This is a genomic window from Pseudescherichia sp. (assembly GCF_032052675.1).
GTDB lineage: Bacteria > Pseudomonadota > Gammaproteobacteria > Enterobacterales > Enterobacteriaceae > Pseudescherichia.
The window spans coordinates 102,119-124,930 of record NZ_DAMBWA010000001.1; the positions used below are offsets into that span (position 1 = coordinate 102,119).

Consider the following 22,812-nt stretch of genomic DNA (forward strand, 5'->3'; position numbering starts at 1 on the left):
CGCGAGCTGAATGTCACAACTGGATGAAAAAAAGGGGGCTATTATACTGGAAATTCTTCCAGACGATAAGAGCCAGACCACGCAGACGGGCGATTGCTGCCCGCAAATTAGGGTCTCTCACAAAAATTAACAAAATTTGTGCCCCGGGTTAACGCCGTTTACGCTTACTGTATGGGCAAAATAACGCATATAACAGGAGCTAACATGCCAGAACTTAACGCGAAAACAACTGCCCTTGTGGTTATCGATCTTCAGGAGGGCATTCTGCCGTTTGCTGGCGGTCCGCATACGGCGGATGAGGTTGTTGGGCGCGCCGCTCGGCTGGCGGAGAAGTTTCGTGCAAGCGGCGCACCGGTAGTGATGGTACGCGTGGGCTGGTCGGCGGACTTCGCCGAGGCGCTCAAGCAGCCCGTCGACGCCCCCATCGGCGGCCATGCCCTGCCGCCAGAGTGGTGGCACTATCCAGTGGCGCTGGGCAAGCGCGACGGTGATATCGAAGTGACTAAACGCCAGTGGGGCGCCTTCTACGGCACCGATCTGGAGCTACAGCTGCGCCGCCGGGGGATCGACACCATCGTGCTGTGCGGTATCTCCACCAATATCGGCGTTGAGTCCACCGCCCGCAACGCCTGGGAGCTGGGCTTTAACCTGATCGTAGTGGAAGACGCCTGCAGCGCCGCCAGCAGCGAACAGCACCAGGGCAGCTTCACGCATATCTTCCCGCGCATTGGCCGGGTGCGCAGCACCGAAGAGATCCTTACCGCACTATGATCTATATTGGCCTCCCGCAGTGGTCGCACCCGAAGTGGGTGCGCCTTGGCATCACCGATCTCGAAGCGTATGCCCGCCACTTTAACTGCGTGGAGGGCAACACTACGCTGTATGCTCTGCCGAAGGCCGATATCGTTGCCCGCTGGCACGCCCAGACCAGCGATAGCTTTCGCTTCTGCTTTAAGTTTCCGGCAACCATTTCCCACCAGGCGCGGCTGCGCCAGTGCAGCGATCTCACCGAGGCGTTTTTTAGCCGTATGGCTCCGCTGGCGGAACGGATTGGCCAGTACTGGCTCCAGCTGCCCGCCTCCTTTGCACCGCAGGATCTGCCCGCTCTGTGGGCGTTCCTCGACGCCCTGCCTGCGGATTTCCGCTACGGCGTTGAGGTGCGTCATCAGGCATTTTTCGCCAAGGGCGACGCGGAGATGCAGCTCAACCGGGGCCTGCATGCGCGCGGCGTTAACCGCGTGATCCTCGACAGCCGTCCGGTACACAGCGCCCTTCCCCGCAGCGAAGCGGTGATCGAAGCCCAGCGCAAGAAGCCTGTGGTGCCGGTTCACGCCGTGGTCACGGCGCAGCATCCAATGGTGCGCTTTATCGGCAGCGACGACATGGCGCAGAACAGCGCCCTGTTCGCCGTCTGGCTGGAGAAGCTCGCCCTGTGGGAGCAGAGCACCACGCCCTATCTTTTCCTGCACACGCCGGATATTGCCGAAGCGCCGGTGCTGGTTGATACCCTGTGGGCAGCGCTGCGGCGCGCCGTGCCCTCCGTGGGGCCTGCGCCGTCAATTCCGCAACAAACTTCTCTTTTCTGACGCAGGCGCTATCATAGAGGCGTACCCTTTCCGGGCTTAAATGGAGTTTCTATGGTAAGCGCGCTGTATGCCGTGCTGGGTGTTCTGCTGCTGATTAAGTTCTCTTTTGACGTTGTGCGCCTGCGTATGCAGTATCGGGTATCGTATGGCGATGGCGGGTTTAGCGAGCTACAGACCGCGATCCGCATTCACGGTAATGCGGTGGAGTATCTTCCCGGCGGCCTGATCCTGCTGCTGTTTATGGAGATGAACGGCGCGGAAACCTGGATGGTGCACGTCTGCGGGCTGCTGCTGATTGCGGGTCGCCTGATGCACTACTACGGTTTGCATCACCAGCTGATGCGCTGGCGGCGGTCCGGCATGAGCGCGACCTGGTGTTCGCTGGTGCTGATGGTGCTGGCAAACCTCTGGTTCATGCCCTGGGAGTTGGTTTTCTCTGTGCATTAGCGCACAATACGCCACTTTTGTTTTCTCGGATTTTTACGTTATGTCTCACCGCGACACGCTTTTCTCTGCGCCTATCGCCAGCCTGGGTGACTGGACATTCGATGAACGGGTAGCCGAAGTCTTCCCGGACATGATCCAGCGCTCCGTTCCCGGCTACTCCAACATTATCTCCATGATCGGCATGCTGGCGGAGCGTTTCGTACAGCCCGCTACCCAGGTCTACGATCTGGGCTGCTCGCTGGGCGCGGCCACGCTCTCCGTGCGCCGTAACATTGCCCATCCAGGCTGTAAAATTATTGCCGTGGATAACTCGCCGGCGATGGTTGAACGCTGCCGCCGCCATATTGACGCCTACAAAGCGCCAACGCCGGTTGAGGTGATTGAGGGCGATATTCGCCATATCCGCATTGAGAACGCGTCGCTGGTGGTGCTGAACTTTACCCTGCAATTTATCGAGCCAGCTGAACGCCAGGCGCTGCTGGATAACATCTATCAGGGGCTGAATCCGGGCGGCGCGCTGGTGCTGTCGGAGAAATTCAGCTTCGAAGATGCCACTACCGGCGAGCTGCTTTTCAACATGCACCACGATTTTAAACGTGCCAACGGCTACAGCGAGCTGGAGATCAGCCAGAAGCGCAGCATGCTGGAGAACGTGATGCTCACCGACTCTGTAGAGACGCACAAGGCCCGCCTGCGCCAGGCCGGGTTCGAGCACAGCGAACTCTGGTTCCAGTGCTTTAACTTTGGTTCGCTGGTGGCGCTAAAAGCAGGAGAGCCGGCATGATCGAGTTCGGTGACTTCTATCAGCAGATTGCCAAAAGCCCCCTCGCCCACTGGCTGGAGACCCTGCCCGCGCAGATTGCGACCTGGCAGCGCGGTGCCCTGCACGGCCAGTTTAAGCAGTGGACCAACGCGGTAGAGTTTCTGCCGGAGATGCAGCCGCACCGGCTTGATCTGCTTCATAGCGTGACGGCGGAGAGCGAAACGCCGCTCACTCCGGGCCAGATTAAGCGCATCGATACGCTGCTGCGTAACCTGATGCCGTGGCGTAAGGGGCCGTTCTCGCTTTATGGCGTGGACATCGATACCGAGTGGCGCTCCGACTGGAAGTGGGAGCGCGTGCTACCGCACCTCTCCGATCTGACCGGGCGCACGATCCTTGACGTGGGCTGTGGCAGCGGCTATCACCTGTGGCGAATGGTGGGCGCGGGCGCACATCTGGCGGTGGGAATCGATCCGACTCAGCTGTTCCTTTGCCAGTTCGAGGCGGTGCGCAAGCTGCTGGGCGGCGACCAGCGGGCGCATCTGCTGCCGCTGGGTATTGAGCAGCTTCCGGCGCTGAACGCGTTTGACACGGTCTTCTCAATGGGCGTGCTCTATCATCGCCGCTCCCCGCTGGAGCACCTATGGCAGCTTAAGGATCAGCTGGTGAGCGAAGGTGAGCTGGTGCTGGAGACGCTGGTGGTCGAAGGTGATGAACGCACGGTGCTGATCCCCGGCGATCGCTATGCCCAGATGCGCAACGTCTACTTCATCCCCTCCGCGCTGGCGCTGAAAAACTGGCTGGAGAAGTGCGGCTTTGTTGATGTACGCATCGTTGACGTCTGCCAGACTACCACCGAGGAGCAGCGCCGCACCGACTGGATGATCACCGAGTCGCTGGCAGAGTTCCTCGATCCTAATGATCCAAACAAGACCGTTGAGGGCTACCCGGCCCCGCTGCGTGCGGTGTTGATTGCGAAGAAGCCGTAACGCGTTAATCAATACAGTTGTAGTTGTAGCCCCGGTAAGCGCAGCGCCACCGGGGAAAACGCCTGATGGCGCTGCGCTTATCAGGCCTACACGCGCTACGAAACTTCTGCAATTTTTGCAAAAAAATGGCCCCTGTTGAAATGGCAGGGGCCTGGTACAAAGCAAGCATCATATTGGGCGACATGATGTGCGGTAAAAAAGGGTCAGAACGCACGATGACGGGTCATCATCGCTTTCATTTCCGCTACAATTTCACCGTCCACGCAATAGCGCAGATACTCATCCGACTGCGCGTCAGATGACATCGACAATCCCTGTTGACGGTAACGCATGGGCGACGGGGTCCACATTCCTGCGGAGCTGTGCACCTCCTCCACCCCTGCATCCAGAAACAGTTGCAGGTTGCTGGTTCGAACACCAGCACCAGCCATAATGATTGGAGCACCGGATCGTGCTTTTAGTTCCGTAATTAATGAAAGTCCTTTTTCCGCTGACGCCTTTTGCCCTGAGGTGAGGATACGCGAAACGCCAAGATCGACTAGTTTATCAACGGCTTCCAGCGGGTTTCTGCACATATCAAAGGCGCGATGAAAAGTCACCGCCATCTCCTGTGCAGCCTGCATTATTTGCTGCATACGGGGCATATCGACACCGCCGTCCTCATCCAGCACCCCGATAACCATGCCAGGAAAGCCAAGCGCTTCTATCAGCCTGACGTCGTCAAGCATGGCGCTGAATTCGTCATCGGTATAGCAGAAGTCACCCCCGCGCGGGCGGATAATCGGGTGCACGGGGATCGTCACCGTCTCGCGCACCAGCCGCAGGACGCCGTGTGAGGGGGTCAACCCGCCCTCTTTCGGTGCCGCACAAAGCTCAATGCGATCGGCCCCGTTGAGCTGTGCGGTCTCAGCGCTCGCCTGGCTATAACAGCAGATCTCCAGCAGAGCCATTTTCTTCCTCCTCTGTTCTATGCGCCGTTTTCGCTCGCCACGATCGCCTCGATTGACCAGGGGTGAAACTTCACCGTTACCGTGCCATCGGTCACGGCAAGCGTGGGGTTAGGCAGGCGCTCGTGCTCCCCTTTTGGCGAGCTGGTTTTAACGACGATCCCCGGCTGGCGTAGCCCCTCATCCGCCAGCAGCGCCAGCGCCCGGGCATTAAGGGTCTCCGGCTCGCCGGGGAGCACGATCTCGATATGCTCCCAGCCTTCATGCGGGTAGCGTTTTTCGCCCGGCCACGGCAGCTCTACCACCGTAAAGCACCAGTGCGCCACCGTCACAGGCTGGTGCAGCTTAAACAGGCAGATCGGCCGACCGTTAATAATGTTTTCCGAGAGCAGCGTGCCGCACTGCTCAAAGCCGCGACGCCAGCGCTCGGCCGTCGTATTCTGGTGGCAGCGCAGCGAAATGTGATCGGCTTCCAGAGACGCGATATCCAGCCCCAGCCGGGTGGCAAGTTCTGTTAACGCTTTCGTAAAACGCGGGAGATCCGCAAAAATATCATGCAATTCGTCAATGGTCTGCCAGTCAGCCATGTTTAACGCCCTCATTTGTCACAAAGCCGCTAATTTACCCTGTTGTCGGACGCTCACCAAACGGCGATTGCCCCCGTTGGCAAATGAATGATTATTCACGATTAGCTTGCCGGTTATTTGCGCAAAACCCGCGTCCCGACAGGGCTGACGGCAGCAGGCAATTGCAGTATACTCCCGGCTTTACTTATCAACACCCGGACGCAGGCGGCTTTTTGCGCGCTGCGTCGTTAACGTAAGGTATCCCGGTGAATATTCAGGCACTTCTCTCAGAAAAAGTCAGTCAGGCACTGATTGCCGCAGGCGCGCCTGCGGATTGCGAGCCGCAGGTTCGTCAGTCAGCAAAAGTACAGTTTGGTGACTACCAGGCCAATGGCGTGATGGCGGTTGCAAAAAAACTGGGCATGCCCCCGCGACAGGTTGCTGAGCAGGTTCTGACTCACCTCGACCTCAACGGCATTGCCAGCAAGGTTGAGATCGCCGGGCCAGGCTTTATCAATATCTTCCTCGATCCGGCATTTCTGGCCGAGCACGTCAACCAGGCGCTGACCTCCGATCGTCTGGGCCTCTCCCGCCCGGAGCCGCAGACCATCGTGGTTGACTACTCTGCCCCGAACGTGGCCAAAGAGATGCACGTCGGCCATCTGCGCTCGACCATCATCGGCGACGCCTCCGTGCGTACCCTGGAGCTGCTGGGTCACAACGTGATCCGCGCCAACCACGTCGGCGACTGGGGCACCCAGTTTGGGATGCTGATTGCGTTCCTGGAGCTTAAGCAGCAGGAGAACGCGGGTGAGATGGCGCTGGCGGACCTCGAAGCGTTCTATCGCGAAGCGAAAAAGCATTACGACGAAGATGAAGCCTTTGCCGAGCGCGCCCGTGGCTACGTGGTGAAACTCCAGGGTGGCGACGAGTACTGCCGTCAGATGTGGCGCAAGCTGGTGGATATCACTATGGCGCAGAACCAGACCAACTACGATCGTCTGAACGTGACGCTGACCAGCAAGGATGTGATGGGTGAAAGCCTCTATAACCCGATGCTGCCGGGCATCGTGGCCGACCTGAAGGCCAAAGGGCTGGCGGTAGAGAGCGAAGGCGCGACCGTGGTCTTCCTCGATGAGTACAAAAATAAAGAGGGTGAGCCGATGGGCGTCATCATCCAGAAAAAGGATGGCGGCTACCTCTACACCACGACCGATATCGCCTGTGCCAAGTACCGCTTTGAGACGCTGCATGCCGATCGCGTGCTTTACTACATCGACTCCCGTCAGCACCAGCACCTGATGCAGGCGTGGACCATCGTGCGCAAAGCGGGCTACGTGCCGGAGAGCGTGCCGCTGGAGCACCACATGTTCGGCATGATGCTGGGCAAAGACGGCAAGCCGTTCAAAACCCGCGCGGGCGGTACTGTGAAGCTCGCCGATCTGCTGGACGAGGCGCTGGAGCGCGCCCGCCGTCTGGTGGCGGAGAAGAACCCGGATATGCCTGCCGACGAGCTGGAAAAGCTGGCTAATGCGGTGGGTATCGGCGCGGTGAAGTATGCGGATCTCTCTAAAAACCGCACCACCGACTACATCTTCGACTGGGATAACATGCTGGCCTTTGAGGGCAATACCGCGCCGTACATGCAGTATGCTTACACCCGCGTGCTCTCCGTATTCCGTAAAGCGGAAATTGACGAGAGCGTGCTGGCCAGTGCCAACGTGGTGATTACTGAAGATCGCGAGGCCCAGCTGGCGGCGCGTCTGCTGCAGTTTGAAGAGACGCTGAACGTGGTCGCGCGGGAAGGTACGCCGCATGTGATGTGCAGCTACCTCTACGATCTGGCTGGCCTCTTCTCTGGCTTCTACGAGCACTGCCCGATCCTGACTGCTGAGAGCGACGAGACGCGCCTGAGCCGTCTGAAGCTGGCGCAGCTGACCGCCAAAACGCTGAAAACGGGTCTGGACACTCTCGGTATCGAAACCGTCGAACGGATGTAAAGAGCATTAAAGGTTCCTGTAGCCCCGGTTAGCGCAGCGCCACCGGGGAAAACGCCTGATGGCGCTTCGCTTATCAGGCCTACAGGAGCGGCAAACCTTAGAAGTATTTCCGCAGGTACTCGGTCAAACAGAGTATCGCCATCGCCTGGCCATACGGCATCGAGGTGAGCGGAATGTTGCGGTAGAAATCCAGGTTAGACCCCATCCCGGTGCCGAAGGAGGTTTGCAGCAGCTCTCCCTCCGGCGAAATGTTATTCACAATCCCCTTAATCGCTTTATCCGCGACCTCAGCATACTCTGGCTCGACATAGCGCTTGCGCACCGCTTTCAAAATACCGTAGGCGAACCCGGCAGTGGCCGACGCCTCAAGGTAGGAGTGCGGATCGTCGAGCAGGGTATGCCACAGGCCGCTGTCATCCTGACACGTCGCCAGGGCGGCGATCTGCGCATTCAGCACCTGTACCAGGTAGCGACGTACGGCGTTATTTTCCGGCAGATCCACCAGCTCGAGGAAGTCCGGGATCACAATGGTCAGCCAGCTGTTGCCCCGCGCCCAGCGCGCCTGAGCAAAGTTGTGGTTGCCCTCGTAGCTCCAGCCGTGGAACCAGAGACCGGTCTGGCGATCCATCAGGTTCTGCACGTGCAGCAGGAACTGATACACCGCCTCTTCGACATACTCCGGGCGATTAAGCAGCTTGCCGATTTTCGCCAGCGGCAGCACGGTCATCATCAGCGTATCGTCCCACATCTGCTGGTGGTTCTCTTCCGCCAGGGTGATGTGCTGCATCCCGCCGTGCGTGGTGCGTGGCATCTCGTTCATCGCCCATTCGGCCCAGCTCTCAAGCCACGGCAGGTAAGACGGATTGCGGGTCTCCTCATAGCGATACGCCAGGGTCAGGAACGGCGCCATCGTGTTGACGTTTTTAGTGGTGGCGCCCTCGGCAAAGCGATCCGCGAACCAGCTATCAATGATCTCCCGCATCGTCTCATCGCCGGTCTGGCGATAGTATTGATACATGCCGTACAGCCCTACGCCGTGCGTCCACTCCCAGCCCGCCCAGCCTTTGGTATCAATGACGCGCCCGTCGTCTAGTCGCAGTAAAAACTCACCGGATGCATCCTGAATATTGACCAGGTTATGGGTCACCTTCTGGATCAGTGCCTTCAGCTCATCACGGGCAATAAAGCGCGCCGGTTGACAGAGTAAAGGGCTATGTTTGACAGGATAAACAATCATTTACTTAACCTCTTGCGTATTGAATTCATGTCCGGGGCGATCTTTCAGCGACGGCGCCGCAGGCTTGTTACGATTCAGATAGCCGATATTATTGTTGCCCCACAGCGACTCGTAAGGCATTCCCGCCAGCATCTCAACGGTGGCCCGCGCCTGCGGGGTGACGGTCTCTGGCATCACGCGGCCAGAGTGGCGCATTTTTACCGTCTCTTCCCGCAGCACGCTGTGAGTTCTCAGATTCAACTTAAAGCGCAGCGATACCAGGAAACCGCAGAGCAGCACCGCCACCGTACCGAAGCAGAGGATCATCAGAATGGTGTGGCTGACCGACTCCGGCTGCGTTTTCTGACCGGAGACGAAGCCGGAGGCCTGCATGACGATCCCTACCAGCATCACCGCCCCGGCCTGGGAGGCTTTACGAGTCAGGGTCATGATGCCAGCGAAGATCCCTTCCCGACGCTGACCGGTGATCACTTCATCTACATCGGAGATATAGGTGTAGGTATTCCACGGCACGTAGTTAATGCCCCCGCGACCGAGCCCCGCCACGGCGGAGACCAGCAGCAGCAGGGAGTAGATGTCGCTGAGACCTGCATAGTAGAGCACGGCGTAGGAGATGGAGCTTAAGCCAAACAGCGTGACCACCATCCGGTAGGACGGCGCGGGTCCAAAGCGGATGCAGAGCGGGATCATGGCGATAACGGCGATGAACTGGAAGATAGCCATCGTGCCGAGCAGGTTAGAGGCCAGCGACGCCTCCTGCATCAGGACGAAGACAACGTAGTAGGTAAAGACGGCGTTGAAGACGTCCTGGGCAATATAGCCCCCGAGGTACATACCCAGATGCTGACGGAAGATTTTAATGCGCAGAGTAGAACTCAGCTCAACGAACAGGCGGCTCATGCTCTGCCGGAAGGTCAGGTGTTTCTTCTCCTCTTCGGCACGCAGGGCAGCTTCGGTCCACTCTTCACGGGGGCGCTCCCAGGTGAAGAACCAGACGAAGGTCAGCATCAGGGCGCAGAGCACCGAGAAGACCAGGCTGGCATAGAAGAAGGAGACCGGGTTGTCTTTGCCAAAGTGGGTCAGCAGGATCCCCGGCAGGAACGAGGCGAGGATCGCTGACATCTGCGCCATGCCGATACGCGCCCCGGAGAACTTGGTCTTCTGTTTGAAGTCGTCGGTCATCTCCGGTACCAGCGTCTCGTAGGGGACGAGGATCATGGTGTAGACGATATCGAACAGCAGGTAGGTGAGCAGGTAGTACCAGAAGCCCATGTCGCCGACCCACATAATGGAGTAGCTAAAGACGCACGGGATGCCGAGCATGATAAAGAACTTACGGCGGCCAAAGCGCTTGCCCAGCCAGGTCGAGCCGAAGTTATCGGTCAGGAAACCCATCAGCGGACTGACGACCGCATCCAGCACCCTTGCGGTAGCGAAGATGAAGGTCGCCTCGATAGGCGTTAAACCACAAAACGTTGTGTAGAAGTAGAGGAGCCACGCAGCGGTCAGCGCTGTCGTCCCGGCCCCCAAAAAGTCACCGGATCCATAGGCGAGATAGTTCGCCAGTCCAATTTTACGTGTTTTCATTGCCGCCAACCCTTTTTGTTTTGGGAGTACTTACACGGCTAAAGTAAGAGGATGCGCTCAGAGAAACCTTTCTGTTTCTGCCACTGCGCTGCCGCGATTGGCAAAAATACAAAGAGTCTCACTACGTGCGTCACTGATTTATAAAACAGTGTTTCTCTTGCATCAAAAGGCGGGGTCAAAAATTGAGAGCCAGCCATCATAATCCCATCGAAAAGGATGATGACTGGCGAAGAATGAAGCGCTTAGCGGTAGTTGACGATGACCTCATTGCGGCTGACCTTCAGCGCTGGCAGCAGGCGTCCGCCGCCAGGTACTTCCCAGATAAAGCGCAGTGGCTCAGCGGCGGGAATGCCGTTGAAGGCGTGGGTCGTGCCACTCGCTCCGTCCAGCTCCGTGCAGCGGATCTGCGAGCAGAGACGCACCCGCAGCCCGGCCGGGGTTGGGCCGTTAAGCTCGTAGCGCCACGCCACCAGCGTCATCAGCCCGGAGACGGGCTGAGAGGAGGCCAGCGGCCGGGACGAGATCGACTCTCCCCGATGGTTAAGGGTGATGCCGATGCTGCTTGCCTGCCATGCCCCCTCACCTGCCGCGTGGGCCAGTAGCGGCAGCGCCAGCAGAAGACCTGACAATCTACGCACTATTTACCTCCGATGGTGGCGGTCATGCGGATGTTGCGATTGTCTGACAGCTCCATATTGGAGAGCACCACCAGCTGCGTCAGGCTGCGGCGCAGGAAGCGCGACAGCAGCGGACGCAGGGCGTGGTTCACCAGCAGCACCGGCGGCGCGCCCAGCATCTCCTGACGGGCCAGCGCCTCCTGGGTCTGGGCCAGCAGGCGATCCGCCAGTCCCGGCTCCAGGCCACCGCCGCCCTGCAGGGCCTGCAGCAGCAGACGCTCAAGCGGCGTATCGAGACCAATCACCTGTACTTCGCCGCTGCCCGGGAACCACTGCTGGGTGATCGCCCGGCCCAGCGCCACGCGCACCACGGCGGTCAGCTCGTGCGGATCGCTCTGGATCGGCGCATGCTCGGCCAGGGTCTCCAGAATGGTACGCATATCGCGAATCGGTACTTTCTCATCCAGCAGGTTCTGCAATACCTTATGCAGCGTGGTGAGAGTGACCACGCCCGGCACCAGATCTTCAGTAAGCTTCGGCATCTCCTGACTCACGCGATCCAGCAGCTGCTGCGCCTCCTGACGGCCAAACAGCTCGGAAGCAAACTGGCCAATCAGATGGTTAAGATGGGTCGCCACCACGGTGCTCGCCTCCACCACGGTATAGCCCTGGATCTGCGCCTGCTCTTTCAGGGCGCTTTCGATCCAGATCGCCGCCAGGCCAAAGGCCGGATCCACCGTCTGCTCGCCAGGCAGAGTGCCTGCCGCCGTGCCGGGGTTGATCGCCAGCCAGCGGCCTGGATAGGCCTCGCCGCTGCCGATCTCGACGCCCTTCATCAGAATACGGTAGCGCGCCGGAGGCAGGTCCATATTGTCACGAATGTGCACCACTGGCGGCAGGAAGCCCATATCCTGAGCAAACTTCTTACGAATACTGCGGATACGCCCGAGCAGCTCACCGTCCTGCTGGAAATCCACCATCGGGATCAGGCGGTAACCGACCTCCATGCCGAGGGAGTCCTCCAGCTGGACGTCGTTCCAGGTGGCCTCAACGGCCTGATTGTTCTCCGGCAGCTTGATTGGCGCAGCCTCAACCGGGGCTTTCTGTTCACGCCCGCGCAGCCACCAGGCAAGGCCCAGCAGCGCGGCCGTGAAGAGCAGGAAAACAAAGTTTGGCATGCCGGGCACCAGGCCCAGCAGACCGAGTACGGCGGCGCTCAGCAGCATGACGCGCGGGTTGCTAAAGAGCTGGCCCACCATCTGCTGGCCCACGTCCTGATCGGTCGCGACGCGGGTCACGATCACGCCCGCTGCGGTGGAGATCACCAGCGCCGGGATCTGCGCGACCAGCCCGTCACCGATGGTCAGCAGGGTATAGCTCTCCGCCGCATGGCCCATGTCCATGCCGTGCTGCAGAACGCCCACCAGCAGGCCGCCGATGACGTTAATCACCATGATCAGAATGCCCGCGATGGCATCGCCGCGCACAAACTTACTCGCACCGTCCATTGAGCCGTAGAAGTCGGCCTCCTGGGTCACTTCCGAGCGGCGTTTTTTGGCTTCGTCTTCACCAATCAGGCCCGCGTTGAGGTCAGCATCGATCGCCATCTGCTTGCCTGGCATCCCGTCGAGGACAAAGCGCGCGCCGACTTCAGCGATACGCCCAGCACCCTTGGTGATAACCATAAAGTTGATGATCACGAGGATAACAAACACCACGATACCGATGGCAAAGTTACCGCCAACGAGGAAGTGGCCGAAAGCTTCAACCACCTTCCCCGCCGCCGCGCCGCCGGTATGCCCCTCCATCAGGATAATACGGGTAGAGGCGACGTTCAGCGCCAGCCGCAGCAGGGTAGTAAACAGCAGAATGGTTGGGAACGCGGCGAACTCCAGCGTGCGCTGGGTAAACATCGCTACCAGCAGCACCATGATGGAGAGCGCGATGTTAAAGGTAAACAGCAGGTCAAGGATGAACGCCGGGAGCGGCAGCACCATCATCGACAGGATAAGCAGAATCAGTATCGGTCCAGCAAGAATCTGCCATTGACCTGATTTCATGTTGCCAGGCAGGCGCAACATCGTCACCAGATTATTCATCAGTGTCCTTCTCGTCGTTCATAAAATCCAGTGCTTCAGGCACCGGAAGATTGGCGGGTTTCACCGGCGCTTGCCCACCAGCGAGCTTCCAGCGTTTGAGCTGCCATACCCACGCCAGCACTTCGGCTACCGCCGCATAGAGCTGGCCCGGGATCTGCTGACCAACGTCGGCATGGCGGTAGAGTGCACGCGCCAGCGGCGGCGCTTCCAGCATGGGAATTCGGTTTTCAGCGGCAATTTCACGAATGCGCAACGCCACCAGCCCGGCCCCTTTGGCCAGCACCTTCGGCGCACTCATCTTGTTCTCGTCGTACAGCAGTGCCACGGCGTAGTGCGTCGGGTTGGTCACTACCACGTTGGCCTTCGGCACGTCCGCCATCATGCGACGGCGAGCGGCGGCGCGCTGCATCTGGCGAATACGCCCTTTCACGTGCGGGTCGCCTTCGCTCTGCTTGTGTTCATCGCGGATATCCTGGCGGGACATGCGCAGCTTTTTGATATGGCTGTAGATCTGCCAAATCACGTCAAAGCCCACCATCGGAATGATGCCCAGCACCACCAGCAGCACGCAGAGTCCCACCAGGTTGAGGGCGTTGCTCATGGCGGTCAGCGGGGACTCGCTCATCAGGCGCATCATCTCCGGCCACTTATGGGTCAGGTAGAGGCCCGCCACGCCGCCCATCAGCACGGCCTTCAGGACCGCTTTAACCAGCTCCGCGCCAACCTGGGCGGAGAAGAGACGCTTCAGGCCGCTGAGCGGATTGAGCTTAGAGAACTGGAACTGCAGCGATTTGCCGCTAAGCACCAGGCCGCCTAGCAGTATCGGGGCGATAAGCGCCACCAGTACCACGCCGGTAATGAGCGGTAACAAGGCGATCATCGCCTCTTTGATCAGCAGGACGGTTTGGCCGAGGATCAGATGGGGATCGTTGACGATACCGTGGTCAAAGCGGAGGCCGGACGTGAGCAGTCCCGCCAGCCTGCGGGCGAGCGACTCCCCCCCAATCCAGATCACACAGATGCCGACCACTAAGATCAGTAGCGATGTCAGCTCTTTGGAGCGGGGAACCTGCCCCTCCTCACGCGCCTTCTCTAGTCGGTGGGGTGTGGGGGCCTCTGTTTTGTCCTCGTTGTCTTCTTCAGCCACGAGCAAAATTCCGCTGATACAATTTTGTATCATGATGCCTGAGACAAGCCTGAACAATGGGCGAATAAACGAGGCTAAAAGGCGGCTTTTCGTCGTTACGTGCAATTTAGTATGTAAGCGAGCCCCCGCTCTTTGCGAGACTGATCGAAATCAGACGAAAAGCAGAGCGGCGAGGTAGCATCGCTTAAACGCATTTGCTAGCCTAAACCCCTTACTATTAAGAGGGTTTTTTATGCAGTGGTCACTGTTATTGAATAGCAAACGTAGAAAAGATAAACCGAAACAAAAAGACACCGCACAGCCATCGCAGGACACTTCTTCCTCTGAATGGCGACAGGAGATCGAGCGTGATTTTGATCGCCTCTTATTCGCTGCGCCGACTCGTCGTCTGGCCGATAAAACGCAGGTTTACCCTCTCGATCGTAACGATAGTGTGCGTACGCGCTTGACGCATTCACATGAAGTCGCCAACTTTGCCCGCGGCATTGGAATGCGACTGGCTTTTGGTCTGAAAGAATCGGTTTTTGGCAGTTTACCCACGGGCCTCTGCGTTGAGCGTGACGTCCCTGCTCTGCTGGCTGCTATTGGGTTAGCGCACGATCTCGGTAACCCACCCTTCGGTCATCAAGGCGAAGCGGCTATGCGAGCCTGGTACAAACGCCATTTGAAGGATGACGTAGAAAAGATTACAAAAATCAGTAACCCTGCTATTTTTGAAGACTTTTTTAAATTTGACGGTAATTCTCAGACGTTCAGGTTAGTGACCAAGCTTCAGATTCTTAACGATACGTATGGTTTGAATTTGACCTATGCCACGCTTGCCGCATTAATCAAATATCCGCGGTCCTCGTATACAACCTTGCCGGGAAAATGGAAAAAGCACGGATATTTTTATTCTGAAGCGCGCGTTGTCGAGGATGTCTGGAACGAAACCGGGCTAGCCGAAGGTGCGCGCCATCCCTTTACCTGGCTGATGGAAGCCTGTGATGATATCGCGTACTCTGTTCTGGACGCAGAGGATACAGTCAAAAAAGGTCTCGCCTCCTATCATGATCTTATCGATCATCTCAAATGCTGGAGCGGTGGTGAAGACGCTCTGATTAACGAGGTGGTTGAGCAAACCGAGAAAAAGAATAGCGAATATAAAGAGCAGCAGCGCGAGCTAACCCCGGCTGAAATTAACGATATGAACATGCAGATGTTTCGCGTCAAATCAACGATTGCCCTTGTGAATAGCGTAGTAGAGTCTTTTACCCAGCGTATCGACGAACTAATGAGCCATGCGTGTTCAATGACGGATCTTATCAACGAGAGCCGTGCCAAAGCACTGTGTGAGGCACTCAAAGATTTTGATAGAACGCGTGGCTATCGTCACCCCTCCGTGCTCAAACTTGAACTGGAAGGTTCTAACTATATTCAGAGCCTGATGGACATGTTGTGGGTTGGCATTCATGGACACAAAACAAAACGCGAGCGAAAAGAAGAAGAACGTTGCGTAATCGCGCCGCGTAACGAATATCTCTCTGAAACACCCTTTGGCCGCTACGCCTATGGTCGTATTTCAGAAAACTATCGTCGTATTTTTGAAGATGAAAAAAACGTGCTGCCGGTGCTCTACAAAGAAGCGCAGCTGCTTTCCGATGCTATCTCTGGCATGACCGATAACTATTTGATACGGCTTCATGATGAGCTAAAATCCCTTTATGAGTATGAACGTAGCCAAAACGCGTTATGCCCTCAAGCAGCGCGTTGATAATTTCTTTGCTTCCGGAGAGGAACAGCGGGCGGCCCGGGCGTTGATTGACGCGGTTGCCGCTCAACATCGAGCATGGATTTTTGGTGGCATGCTCCGGGACATTGGCCTTTTTGGACGTGATGGATTTACGTCTGATATCGATATCGTGTTCGCTGGCGAACGTGAGGATTTGCTACACCTGCTCTCCCACTTTCATATGGAACATTTTGCAACCAATAAACTTGGCGGCATACGTTTTCGCTATCGCTCATTGGATTTTGACATCTGGTGTCTCAGCGATACCTGGGCTTTTAAAGAGAACATTATCCCATTAGATGATGTGGAGAGCCTGCTTCACACCACGCTTATGTCGTGGGACGCGGTGCTTTACGATGTGCATCGCGGTGAAATTCTCACGCCGGAAAACTATCTGCACGATTTGAATAACGGCTACCTTGAGCTGGTACTGGATGCCACGCCAAACGAAACCGGGTCGGTCGTGAAAATTTTACGTACTATCTATAACAAGCGGGTGAAAACGCTGGGGCCAGACCTGAGTAAGTTCTTACAGAAAGCCCTATTGCGCTATAGCTACTCTGCATTGCAACATTATGAGCTGGCGCATTACGACATCAGCAGTTTTAACGTTACTGACTACGGTTGTCTGCTGAGATGTTTACAAGAAACAGACGTGGGTGCTCGCGTTGATGTGACGCGCCTGCGTATGCGCTAAGACACATTAGTTACTACACTATAGCCCGCCCCCCTTTACCAGCAGAGGCGGGCTTTTGATCAGAAGCCGAGGCTGTCCAGCAGGTCGTCGACCTGGTCCTGGCTCGCCACGACGCCCGCTTTGGTGGTGTCGAGCTGCGGTCCGTTGAGCAGGCTTTCGTTCTCGCGCTTTGGCCGCGCTGACGGCTCCGGCATGTTATCCAGCAGCACCATCAGCAGCTGACGTTCAATCTCCTGGATCACATCCATCATGCGCTTGATCACCTGACCGGTCAGGTCCTGGAAATCCTGCGCCATCATGATGTCCAGCAGCTGGGCATTGGTGAAGCTGGTGTGGCCCGGCACGTCGCCAAGATACTGGCGGGTGTCTTTCACCAGCTCTTTGGCATCAGTCAGCTCAATCGGGTTTTCAAACCATGCGTCCCAGCGCTTGGTCAGCGATTTCGCGCCGCTCTCCATCGCATCCTGATGCGGCTGCGAGGCTTCAACGCTGTTTAGCGCACGTTCGGCGGCCTGGGCAGTCATCTGCACCACGTAGTCCAGACGATCGCGGGCATCGGGGATCGCTTCCGCCGCTTCGGCAATCGCCTGGTCAAGGCCCAGCTCGCGCAGGCTGTCGCGCAGCATACGCGTCAGGCTGCCGATACGGGCGATTATGTCTCCGGGCGTATGCTCATCCGAAGGTTTAATTTGCGGTTGCATCATCATCATCCGGTCCTCACATGCCGAGTTTCTCGAAGATCTTACCGAGTTTCTCTTCCAGGGTTGCTGCCGTGAACGGCTTCACCACGTAGCCACTGGCTCCCGCCTGCGCGGCCGCAATGATGTTCTCTTTCTTCGCTTCTGCGGTCACCATCAGCACCGGCAGAGAAGCCATTGCGCTATTGCCGCGAATGGTCTTCAGCAGCTCCAGACCGTCCATGTTCGGCATGTTCCAGTCGGAGATAACGAAGCCAAAGCCGCCCGCCTGAAGCTTGTTCAGCGCGTCAACGCCGTCCTCTGCCTCTTCTACGTTATTGAAACCCAGCTCTTTCAGCAGGTTGCGCACGATGCGACGCATGGTGGAAAAGTCATCCACAACCAGAAACTTGAGCTCTTTGTCCGCCATAAAACTACACTCCTCGTTAAATACGTATTGCCTGTCCGGCACTGATTTTTGCCAGCATCTGCTGGCTTACCTGGCTAAGATCGACCACTTCGCTTACGCCACCCATATTGATAGCTTCGCGCGGCATGCCGAACACCACACAACTTGCTTCATTTTGCGCAATGGTCCAGGCGCCCGCCTGGTGCATTGCTAACATGCCGGCCGCGCCATCGTTGCCCATGCCGGTAAGGATCACCCCCACGGCGTTGCGCCCCGCGTGTTTCGCGACCGAATGAAACAGCACGTCTACCGCCGGACGATGCCGGTTAACCGGCGGTCCGTCGTGAATCTTGATCTGATAGTTTGCCCCGCTGCGCGCCAGCTCCATGTGCTTATCGCCAGGGGCGATATAGGCATGGCCCGGCAGCACACGCTCGCCATCTTCCGCCTCTTTAACGCTGATCTGGCACAGCTTGTTTAACCGCTCAGCGAAGGAACGGGTAAAGCCCGGCGGCATATGCTGGGTAATAAGAATACCGGGACTGGAGAGCGGCAATGGCTGGAGTACATGGCGAATTGCCTCTGTTCCGCCGGTTGAAGCGCCGATTGCCAGCAGTTTTTCCGAGCTCAGCAGCGGTCCCGCCTTCAGGGTTGCCGGGGCGGAGACCGGCGTGTGCGCCGTCAGCCTGGCCCGCGATGCAGTTCGTACCTTCTCAGCAATCATTTCGCTATAGGCGAGCATCCCCTCGCGGATCCCCAGCTGCGGCTTGGTGACAAAGTCAATCGCCCCCAGCTCCAGCGCGCGCAGGGTGACCTCAGATCCTTTCCCCGTCAGGGAGGAGACCATTACCACCGGCATGGGCCGCAGACGCATCAGCTTCTCAAGAAAGTCGAGGCCATCCATGCGCGGCATTTCAACGTCCAGCGTCAGGACATCCGGATTGTATTTCTTGATCAAATCCCGCGCGACCAGCGGATCCGGCGCGGTAGCCACCATCTCCATATCACTGTGGCTGTTGATAATCTCCGTCATGATCTGACGCATCAGCGCTGAATCATCAACAGACAGTACCCTGATTTTACTCATGCTTTATCCTTACTCAGCGCATAAACCGTCTGCCCACGCAGGGTAAACTCGCGCACAAGGTTGCTGAAATTCTCCGAATGCCCGGCAAACAGCAGTCCATCGGGCTTAAGCATTGGGGCAAAGCGACGCAAAATGTCCTGCTGCGTCGTTTTATCAAAATAGATCATCACGTTACGGCAAAAAATAGCGTCGAACGGGCCCGGCACGTTGTACTGCTTGTCCAGCAGGTTGAGCGACTGGAAGTCGACGAAGTTCGCCAGCTCCTGGCGCACCCGCACCAGGCCCGCGTGCGGGCCCGTACCGCGCATAAAGTAGCGCTGCAGCTGCTGGGGGGAGAGCGTTTTCAGCTCGTCCAGACGGTAGATGCCGCTGCGGGCTTTCTCCAGCACCTCGGTGTCGATATCGCTGGCGATCACTTTCCAGCGCCCCTGCACCATCCCCAGCGCATCCGCCAGGGTAATGGCGAGCGAGTAGGGCTCTTCGCCGGTGGACGCAGCGGCGCTCCAGACGCGGTACTCACCGCTGTGCTTGCGGGCGTGATCGGCCAGCACCGGGAAGTGATGGGCTTCGCGGAAGAAGGCGGTCAGGTTAGTGGTCAGCGAGTTGATAAATGCCTGCCACTCGGCGCTGCTCTGGTTCGCTTCCAGCATGCTCAGGTAGCGGCCAAAATCATCCAGCCCCAGCGTGCGCAGACGGCGAACCAGCCTGTTGTAGACCATGTCTCGCTTATGGTCAGCCAGCACGATCCCCGCACGCTGGTAAATCAATTGACATATCCGACGAAAATGCGCATCGGACAGCGCAAGGCGCTGAGGGAACTGCATAGTTAATGACGTTTGCCCGTTGGGCAGTGGTGATGTCATAGCGCCTTCTCAATTACTTTCAGGATAGTGCCGGCACAGCCCTGGGCGGTGCCACGTCGGGTTGACCGATTTGCTCATCTAACTTAAATACCGCAACCTGGGACGTAAGACGGTCCGCCTGGTGCGCTAACTGTTCGGTTGCCGCGGCAGCCTCCTCTACCAGAGAGGCGTTCTGCTGCGTAACCTGATCCATCTGGCTGACCGCCAGCGCGACCTGCTCAATACCCCGGCGCTGCTCATCGGAGGCGGAAGCAATTTCGCCCATAATGTCATTGACCTGGGTGACGGAGCGGACGATGTCCGTCATGGTCTGTGCCGCCGTATCCACCAGGGCGGAACCCTGCTGCACGCGAGCAACGGAGTCTTCGATTAACCCTTTGATCTCTTTCGCCGCCTGGGCGCTACGGCTTGCAAGGTTGCGCACTTCGCCGGCGACAACGGCAAAGCCACGCCCCTGCTCGCCCGCCCGCGCGGCCTCAACGGCGGCGTTCAGCGCGAGGATATTAGTCTGGAAGGCAATGCCGTCGATCACGCTAATAATGTCGCCAATTTTCTGCGAGCTGGTGGCGATATCATGCATGGTGTCGGAGACCCGCGAGGTCTGCTCCCCACCCTTTCTCGCGGTTTCTGCTGCGCCGTGAGAGAGCACCGACGCCTGACGCGCGTTGTCCGCGTTTTGGGCCACCGTCGCGGTGAGCTGCTCCATGCTGGCGGCGGTTTCGGCCAGCGACGCCGCCTGCTGCTCGGTGCGCGCCGAGAGATCGTTATTACCCGCGGCAATTTCTGAGATGCCGGTGTGCATCGACACGCTGCCTTCGCGCACGTTGGCTACCGTGGCGCGCAGCGCGGTCTGCATCTTTTTCAGGCTGGCGAAAATGGCCGAGATTTCGTTGCGGCCATAGACCGAGATCGGCCGCGCCAGATCACCCCCGGCGATGCTGTCAAAGTGGCTGCTGATGATCGCCAGCGGCTGCACGATCATTCTGCGCGACCAGAACAGCCCGGCTGAGATCAACGCCGCAGCCAGAATCAACACGGTAATAAAGGTTGCCGCCGACATGTGGTAGTTAGTGCGGCTACCTGCCGTCGCGGTCTCAACAAAGCGATCGATATAGTGCTGCCAGGCGGTAAAGGTCGCCTCAAACGCATCCTGGGACTGCTGCACCGGCGCGGTCATAAAATCAGAGAGCTGGTTGTTTTCCAGCCAGGTTGCCTGATGCTCTAAATCGCTCATCCAGGTGCTGTAGGTAGTCTTGGCCTGCGTCTTGAGCTTCTCCCCCTCCGGTGAGATCGCTTCGATCGACTCAAACTCTTTGAGCTGGACGGTGGCGAGCTGCAGGTTGCTGCGCGCGGAACTCATCAGCCCTTTGATCTCATCCGGCGGATAGCTTAAGGCGGTCAGCGTGCCGGCCTTATTCAGCGAGGTGCTGGTCTGCAATAAAACGGCGCGCATCTGGGCTAGCGTATTGCGCTGGTGGTTGCTCTTTTCAACCTGCTCCAGATGCTGGAAACCATCGCGGAAGGCCCAGAAAGAGAGGCCGTTGCTTCCCACCAGCAACAGACCGCAAACAATCAGTAAGATAAACAGTGTGGTCGAGATACGAATACGATTAAACATCTACGCTCCCATCAGGCGGCTAACGCCGCAATATCAATACGATCAAAAAGTTTCCCAGTTATCATCCTGTCCGGTACTGAGCTGACGTCTGCTAGCCGGGGCGGAGACGGACTCCCCGCCTGGCGAGCGGCGCTGCGCCGGGTTTTCAGGGACGGCGGCAAGGCGGAAAGCAGAGACCGCCTGCGTGAGTCGACTGGCCTGTTCTTCTAATGCTGCGGCTGCGGCCGCAGACTCTTCTACCAGCGACGCGTTCTGCTGTGTCACTCTGTCCATCTCCGATACCGCCAGCGCCACCTGGTCGATGCCCTTGCTCTGCTCATCAGAAGCAGAGGCAATCTCGCCCATAATGTCGGTCACCCGGGTTACCGCATTGACGATATCGTTCATGGTCTCCCCGGCGCTCTCTACCAGCACCGAGCCGGTATCCACGCGCGAGACGGAATCTTCAATTAACGCTTTGATCTCTTTGGCAGCGTTAGCGCTGCGGCTGGCAAGGTTACGCACCTCACCGGCAACCACAGCAAAGCCACGCCCCTGTTCGCCCGCACGGGCAGCCTCTACGGCGGCGTTGAGCGCCAGGATATTGGTCTGGAAAGCGATGCCGTCGATCACGCTAGTGATATCGGCGATTTTCTTCGAGCTGGCGGCGATGTCGTGCATGGTTTTCACCACGCCGTCCACTACCTTGCCCCCGCGTCCGGCGGTCTCGGAGGCGCTAAGCGCCAGCTGCGAGGCCTGACGGGCATTGTCGGCGTTCTGCTTCACGGTGGCGGTGAGCTGCTCCATGCTGGCCGCGGTCTGCTCCAGCGCGGAGGCCTGCTGCTCGGTGCGGGAGGAGAGATCGTTATTACCGGCGGCAATTTCGCTGGTGCCGCTGTGGATCGCATCCGATCCCCGGCGCACGTTGGTGACGGTGTCGATTAGCGAACGCTGCATATGCTCCACGCTGTCCGCCAGCTCGGTAATTTCGTTTTTCCCGTCTATGACCAGCGTCTGGGTGAGATCCCCGCTGGCGATGTCGCGGATGTGGCGGATCACGTTGGCCAGTGGATTAAGGAGGATATGGCGTATGCCGTACCATACCGCGGCCAGCACAATGACCAGTGCCAGGGCGAGGATCGCCATCTGCCACTGGGCGAAACGGTAGTCTTGAGTGCTCTGGGTAAAGGCGTTGAGGTACAGCTCGCTGCTGAGCTGGGCGTACTGCCCCAGCGCATCGCCCATTGCGTTCTGCATTCCCTGGGTAGGCTGGGCGAAAAAGGCGTCCATATTGCCGCTCTCCAGGAACTGGATCAGCTCGGTGAGCGCGGCACTGTAGGTGCGGTACTTGTCATCAAGCTGCTGGCTAACCTGTGCCATCGCCGGCACGGTCGGCAGCGCTTTGTAGGCCTCGTAGTGTTTTGCCGCATCGGCGAGCGAGGTGTGCGCGCTCTTCAGCAGATCGTTTTTGGCACTGCTCTGCTGATTCGACGGATCCATCATCATCCGCGCGGAGGAACGGCTAAGGTTGATGCGCGTCTGCAGCATCAGCTCCCAGGTTTTAGTCAGCTCGGTCTGCTGCTGGCGAAGATCGTTAGCGTCAGCAAAGCTCTGCTGATTCTGTTTCAGCGACGAAAACAGCAGCCCACCGGATACCAGCTGGAGAAGTGCAAAAATGACCAGCATCATCATCAGCATTGTGACAACGCGGATACGATTCAACATG

General features: G+C 58.1%; 21 protein-coding genes. 8 read left to right on the forward strand and 13 right to left on the reverse strand.

The window, feature by feature from the left end; all coding sequences use genetic code 11:
- Positions 1–204: 204 nt before the first annotated feature.
- The 5 genes from RTX96_RS00500 to cmoB are packed head-to-tail and all read left to right on the forward strand — an operon-like array spanning position 205 to position 3,785.
- Positions 205–771, forward strand: coding sequence for a hydrolase (locus tag RTX96_RS00500; protein WP_103819297.1), 567 nt, complete (start codon positions 205–207; stop codon positions 769–771).
- A complete protein-coding gene (locus RTX96_RS00505) occupies positions 768–1,586 on the forward strand; it encodes a DUF72 domain-containing protein (RefSeq protein ID WP_103819296.1) in 819 nt (272 codons plus the stop codon). Before RTX96_RS00500 ends, RTX96_RS00505 begins: the two co-directional genes overlap by 4 nt.
- A 51-nt stretch (positions 1,587–1,637) precedes the next feature.
- On the forward strand, positions 1,638–2,033 hold the full coding sequence (locus tag RTX96_RS00510; RefSeq protein ID WP_103819295.1) for an MAPEG family protein: 396 nt from the start codon (positions 1,638–1,640) through the stop codon (positions 2,031–2,033).
- Positions 2,034–2,073: 40 nt separating this feature from the next.
- Positions 2,074–2,817 carry a carboxy-S-adenosyl-L-methionine synthase CmoA gene (gene cmoA / locus RTX96_RS00515; protein WP_312669818.1) on the forward strand — a complete coding sequence of 248 codons (744 nt, stop codon included), beginning with the start codon at positions 2,074–2,076 and terminating at the stop codon, positions 2,815–2,817.
- Positions 2,814–3,785: a tRNA 5-methoxyuridine(34)/uridine 5-oxyacetic acid(34) synthase CmoB gene (cmoB, locus tag RTX96_RS00520; RefSeq protein ID WP_312669819.1), complete on the forward strand. Its 972-nt coding sequence runs from the start codon at positions 2,814–2,816 to the stop codon at positions 3,783–3,785. Before cmoA ends, cmoB begins: the two co-directional genes overlap by 4 nt.
- 203 nt (positions 3,786–3,988) lie before the next feature.
- Here cmoB and cutC read toward each other — a convergent pair whose 3' ends face one another.
- Together cutC and RTX96_RS00530 are read right to left on the reverse strand one after the other, a co-directional pair.
- Positions 3,989–4,735 carry a copper homeostasis protein CutC gene (gene cutC, locus RTX96_RS00525; RefSeq protein ID WP_312669820.1) on the reverse strand — a complete coding sequence of 249 codons (747 nt, stop codon included), beginning with the start codon at positions 4,733–4,735 and terminating at the stop codon, positions 3,989–3,991.
- Positions 4,736–4,752: 17 nt separating this feature from the next.
- The gene (locus tag RTX96_RS00530; protein ID WP_312669821.1) at positions 4,753–5,319 is read right to left on the reverse strand and encodes a VOC family protein; all 567 of its coding nucleotides are present in this window, start codon (positions 5,317–5,319) and stop codon (positions 4,753–4,755) included.
- Between the two features lie 245 nt (positions 5,320–5,564).
- Between RTX96_RS00530 and argS the strand changes: the two genes are divergently transcribed.
- The gene (gene argS, locus RTX96_RS00535; RefSeq protein WP_312669822.1) at positions 5,565–7,298 is read left to right on the forward strand and encodes an arginine--tRNA ligase; all 1,734 of its coding nucleotides are present in this window, start codon (positions 5,565–5,567) and stop codon (positions 7,296–7,298) included.
- A gap of 97 nt (positions 7,299–7,395) precedes the next feature.
- Here argS and RTX96_RS00540 read toward each other — a convergent pair whose 3' ends face one another.
- The 5 genes from RTX96_RS00540 to flhB all read right to left on the reverse strand — a co-directional run bounded on the left by RTX96_RS00540 (position 7,396) and on the right by flhB (position 13,985).
- The gene (locus RTX96_RS00540) at positions 7,396–8,535 is read right to left on the reverse strand and encodes a glycoside hydrolase family 105 protein (protein WP_312669823.1); all 1,140 of its coding nucleotides are present in this window, start codon (positions 8,533–8,535) and stop codon (positions 7,396–7,398) included.
- The gene (locus tag RTX96_RS00545; RefSeq protein WP_312669824.1) at positions 8,536–10,122 is read right to left on the reverse strand and encodes an MFS transporter; all 1,587 of its coding nucleotides are present in this window, start codon (positions 10,120–10,122) and stop codon (positions 8,536–8,538) included.
- 242 nt (positions 10,123–10,364) lie between these two features.
- Positions 10,365–10,760 (reverse strand): flagellar protein FlhE, encoded by a 396-nt coding sequence (locus RTX96_RS00550; RefSeq protein WP_103819287.1) that lies wholly within the window; start codon positions 10,758–10,760, stop codon positions 10,365–10,367.
- The gene (flhA, locus tag RTX96_RS00555; RefSeq protein ID WP_103819286.1) at positions 10,760–12,838 is read right to left on the reverse strand and encodes a flagellar biosynthesis protein FlhA; all 2,079 of its coding nucleotides are present in this window, start codon (positions 12,836–12,838) and stop codon (positions 10,760–10,762) included. The genes RTX96_RS00550 and flhA overlap by 1 nt, the downstream gene beginning before the upstream one ends.
- On the reverse strand, positions 12,831–13,985 hold the full coding sequence (gene flhB / locus RTX96_RS00560; RefSeq protein WP_103819285.1) for a flagellar biosynthesis protein FlhB: 1,155 nt from the start codon (positions 13,983–13,985) through the stop codon (positions 12,831–12,833). Before flhB ends, flhA begins: the two co-directional genes overlap by 8 nt.
- Before the next feature lie 232 nt (positions 13,986–14,217).
- On the opposite strand from flhB, the gene dgt reads away from it, so the two are divergent.
- Both dgt and RTX96_RS00570 read left to right on the forward strand, forming a co-directional pair.
- A complete protein-coding gene (dgt, locus tag RTX96_RS00565; RefSeq protein WP_312669825.1) occupies positions 14,218–15,738 on the forward strand; it encodes a dGTP triphosphohydrolase in 1,521 nt (506 codons plus the stop codon).
- Entirely contained in the window at positions 15,689–16,453 is a 765-nt protein-coding gene (locus RTX96_RS00570; protein WP_181016586.1) for a hypothetical protein, read from the forward strand. Before dgt ends, RTX96_RS00570 begins: the two co-directional genes overlap by 50 nt.
- A gap of 59 nt (positions 16,454–16,512) precedes the next feature.
- Here the strand turns inward: RTX96_RS00570 and cheZ are convergent, their stop codons facing one another.
- Genes cheZ through tar form a run of 6 tightly spaced genes read right to left on the reverse strand, consistent with a single transcriptional unit; the run spans position 16,513 to position 22,811 of the window.
- Positions 16,513–17,157 (reverse strand): protein phosphatase CheZ, encoded by a 645-nt coding sequence (gene cheZ, locus RTX96_RS00575; protein ID WP_103819473.1) that lies wholly within the window; start codon positions 17,155–17,157, stop codon positions 16,513–16,515.
- 13 nt (positions 17,158–17,170) lie between these two features.
- Positions 17,171–17,560 carry a chemotaxis response regulator CheY gene (gene cheY / locus RTX96_RS00580; protein WP_042391378.1) on the reverse strand — a complete coding sequence of 130 codons (390 nt, stop codon included), beginning with the start codon at positions 17,558–17,560 and terminating at the stop codon, positions 17,171–17,173.
- Positions 17,561–17,576: 16 nt separating this feature from the next.
- Positions 17,577–18,626: a chemotaxis response regulator protein-glutamate methylesterase gene (locus RTX96_RS00585; protein ID WP_103819283.1), complete on the reverse strand. Its 1,050-nt coding sequence runs from the start codon at positions 18,624–18,626 to the stop codon at positions 17,577–17,579.
- Positions 18,623–19,489 carry a protein-glutamate O-methyltransferase CheR gene (gene cheR / locus RTX96_RS00590; protein WP_103819282.1) on the reverse strand — a complete coding sequence of 289 codons (867 nt, stop codon included), beginning with the start codon at positions 19,487–19,489 and terminating at the stop codon, positions 18,623–18,625. Before cheR ends, RTX96_RS00585 begins: the two co-directional genes overlap by 4 nt.
- Positions 19,490–19,508: 19 nt before the next feature.
- Positions 19,509–21,107: a methyl-accepting chemotaxis protein IV gene (tap, locus tag RTX96_RS00595; RefSeq protein ID WP_312669826.1), complete on the reverse strand. Its 1,599-nt coding sequence runs from the start codon at positions 21,105–21,107 to the stop codon at positions 19,509–19,511.
- A gap of 42 nt (positions 21,108–21,149) precedes the next feature.
- Complete coding sequence (tar, locus tag RTX96_RS00600) at positions 21,150–22,811, reverse strand: methyl-accepting chemotaxis protein II (protein ID WP_312669827.1); 1,662 nt, start codon at positions 22,809–22,811, stop codon at positions 21,150–21,152.
- Between the last annotated feature and the right edge of the window lies 1 nt (position 22,812).

Excerpts from the sequence above, each read along its gene's own strand:
- RTX96_RS00545 (WP_312669824.1), bottom strand. The coding sequence starts at position 10,122 with ATGAAAACACGTAAAATTGGACTGGCGAACTATCTCGCCTATGGATCC.
- RTX96_RS00540 (WP_312669823.1), bottom strand. The coding sequence starts at position 8,535 with ATGATTGTTTATCCTGTCAAACATAGCCCTTTACTCTGTCAACCGGCG.
- tap (WP_312669826.1), bottom strand. The coding sequence starts at position 21,107 with ATGTTTAATCGTATTCGTATCTCGACCACACTGTTTATCTTACTGATT.
- cutC (WP_312669820.1), bottom strand. The coding sequence starts at position 4,735 with ATGGCTCTGCTGGAGATCTGCTGTTATAGCCAGGCGAGCGCTGAGACC.
- tar (WP_312669827.1), bottom strand. The coding sequence starts at position 22,811 with ATGTTGAATCGTATCCGCGTTGTCACAATGCTGATGATGATGCTGGTC.
- cmoB (WP_312669819.1), top strand. The coding sequence starts at position 2,814 with ATGATCGAGTTCGGTGACTTCTATCAGCAGATTGCCAAAAGCCCCCTC.
- cheZ (WP_103819473.1), bottom strand. The coding sequence starts at position 17,157 with ATGATGCAACCGCAAATTAAACCTTCGGATGAGCATACGCCCGGAGAC.
- cheY (WP_042391378.1), bottom strand. The coding sequence starts at position 17,560 with ATGGCGGACAAAGAGCTCAAGTTTCTGGTTGTGGATGACTTTTCCACC.
- cheR (WP_103819282.1), bottom strand. The coding sequence starts at position 19,489 with ATGACATCACCACTGCCCAACGGGCAAACGTCATTAACTATGCAGTTC.
- RTX96_RS00585 (WP_103819283.1), bottom strand. The coding sequence starts at position 18,626 with ATGAGTAAAATCAGGGTACTGTCTGTTGATGATTCAGCGCTGATGCGT.
- dgt (WP_312669825.1), top strand. The coding sequence starts at position 14,218 with ATGCAGTGGTCACTGTTATTGAATAGCAAACGTAGAAAAGATAAACCG.
- RTX96_RS00570 (WP_181016586.1), top strand. The coding sequence starts at position 15,689 with ATGAGTATGAACGTAGCCAAAACGCGTTATGCCCTCAAGCAGCGCGTT.
- RTX96_RS00530 (WP_312669821.1), bottom strand. The coding sequence starts at position 5,319 with ATGGCTGACTGGCAGACCATTGACGAATTGCATGATATTTTTGCGGAT.
- RTX96_RS00500 (WP_103819297.1), top strand. The coding sequence starts at position 205 with ATGCCAGAACTTAACGCGAAAACAACTGCCCTTGTGGTTATCGATCTT.
- RTX96_RS00510 (WP_103819295.1), top strand. The coding sequence starts at position 1,638 with ATGGTAAGCGCGCTGTATGCCGTGCTGGGTGTTCTGCTGCTGATTAAG.
- cmoA (WP_312669818.1), top strand. The coding sequence starts at position 2,074 with ATGTCTCACCGCGACACGCTTTTCTCTGCGCCTATCGCCAGCCTGGGT.
- RTX96_RS00505 (WP_103819296.1), top strand. The coding sequence starts at position 768 with ATGATCTATATTGGCCTCCCGCAGTGGTCGCACCCGAAGTGGGTGCGC.
- flhA (WP_103819286.1), bottom strand. The coding sequence starts at position 12,838 with ATGAATAATCTGGTGACGATGTTGCGCCTGCCTGGCAACATGAAATCA.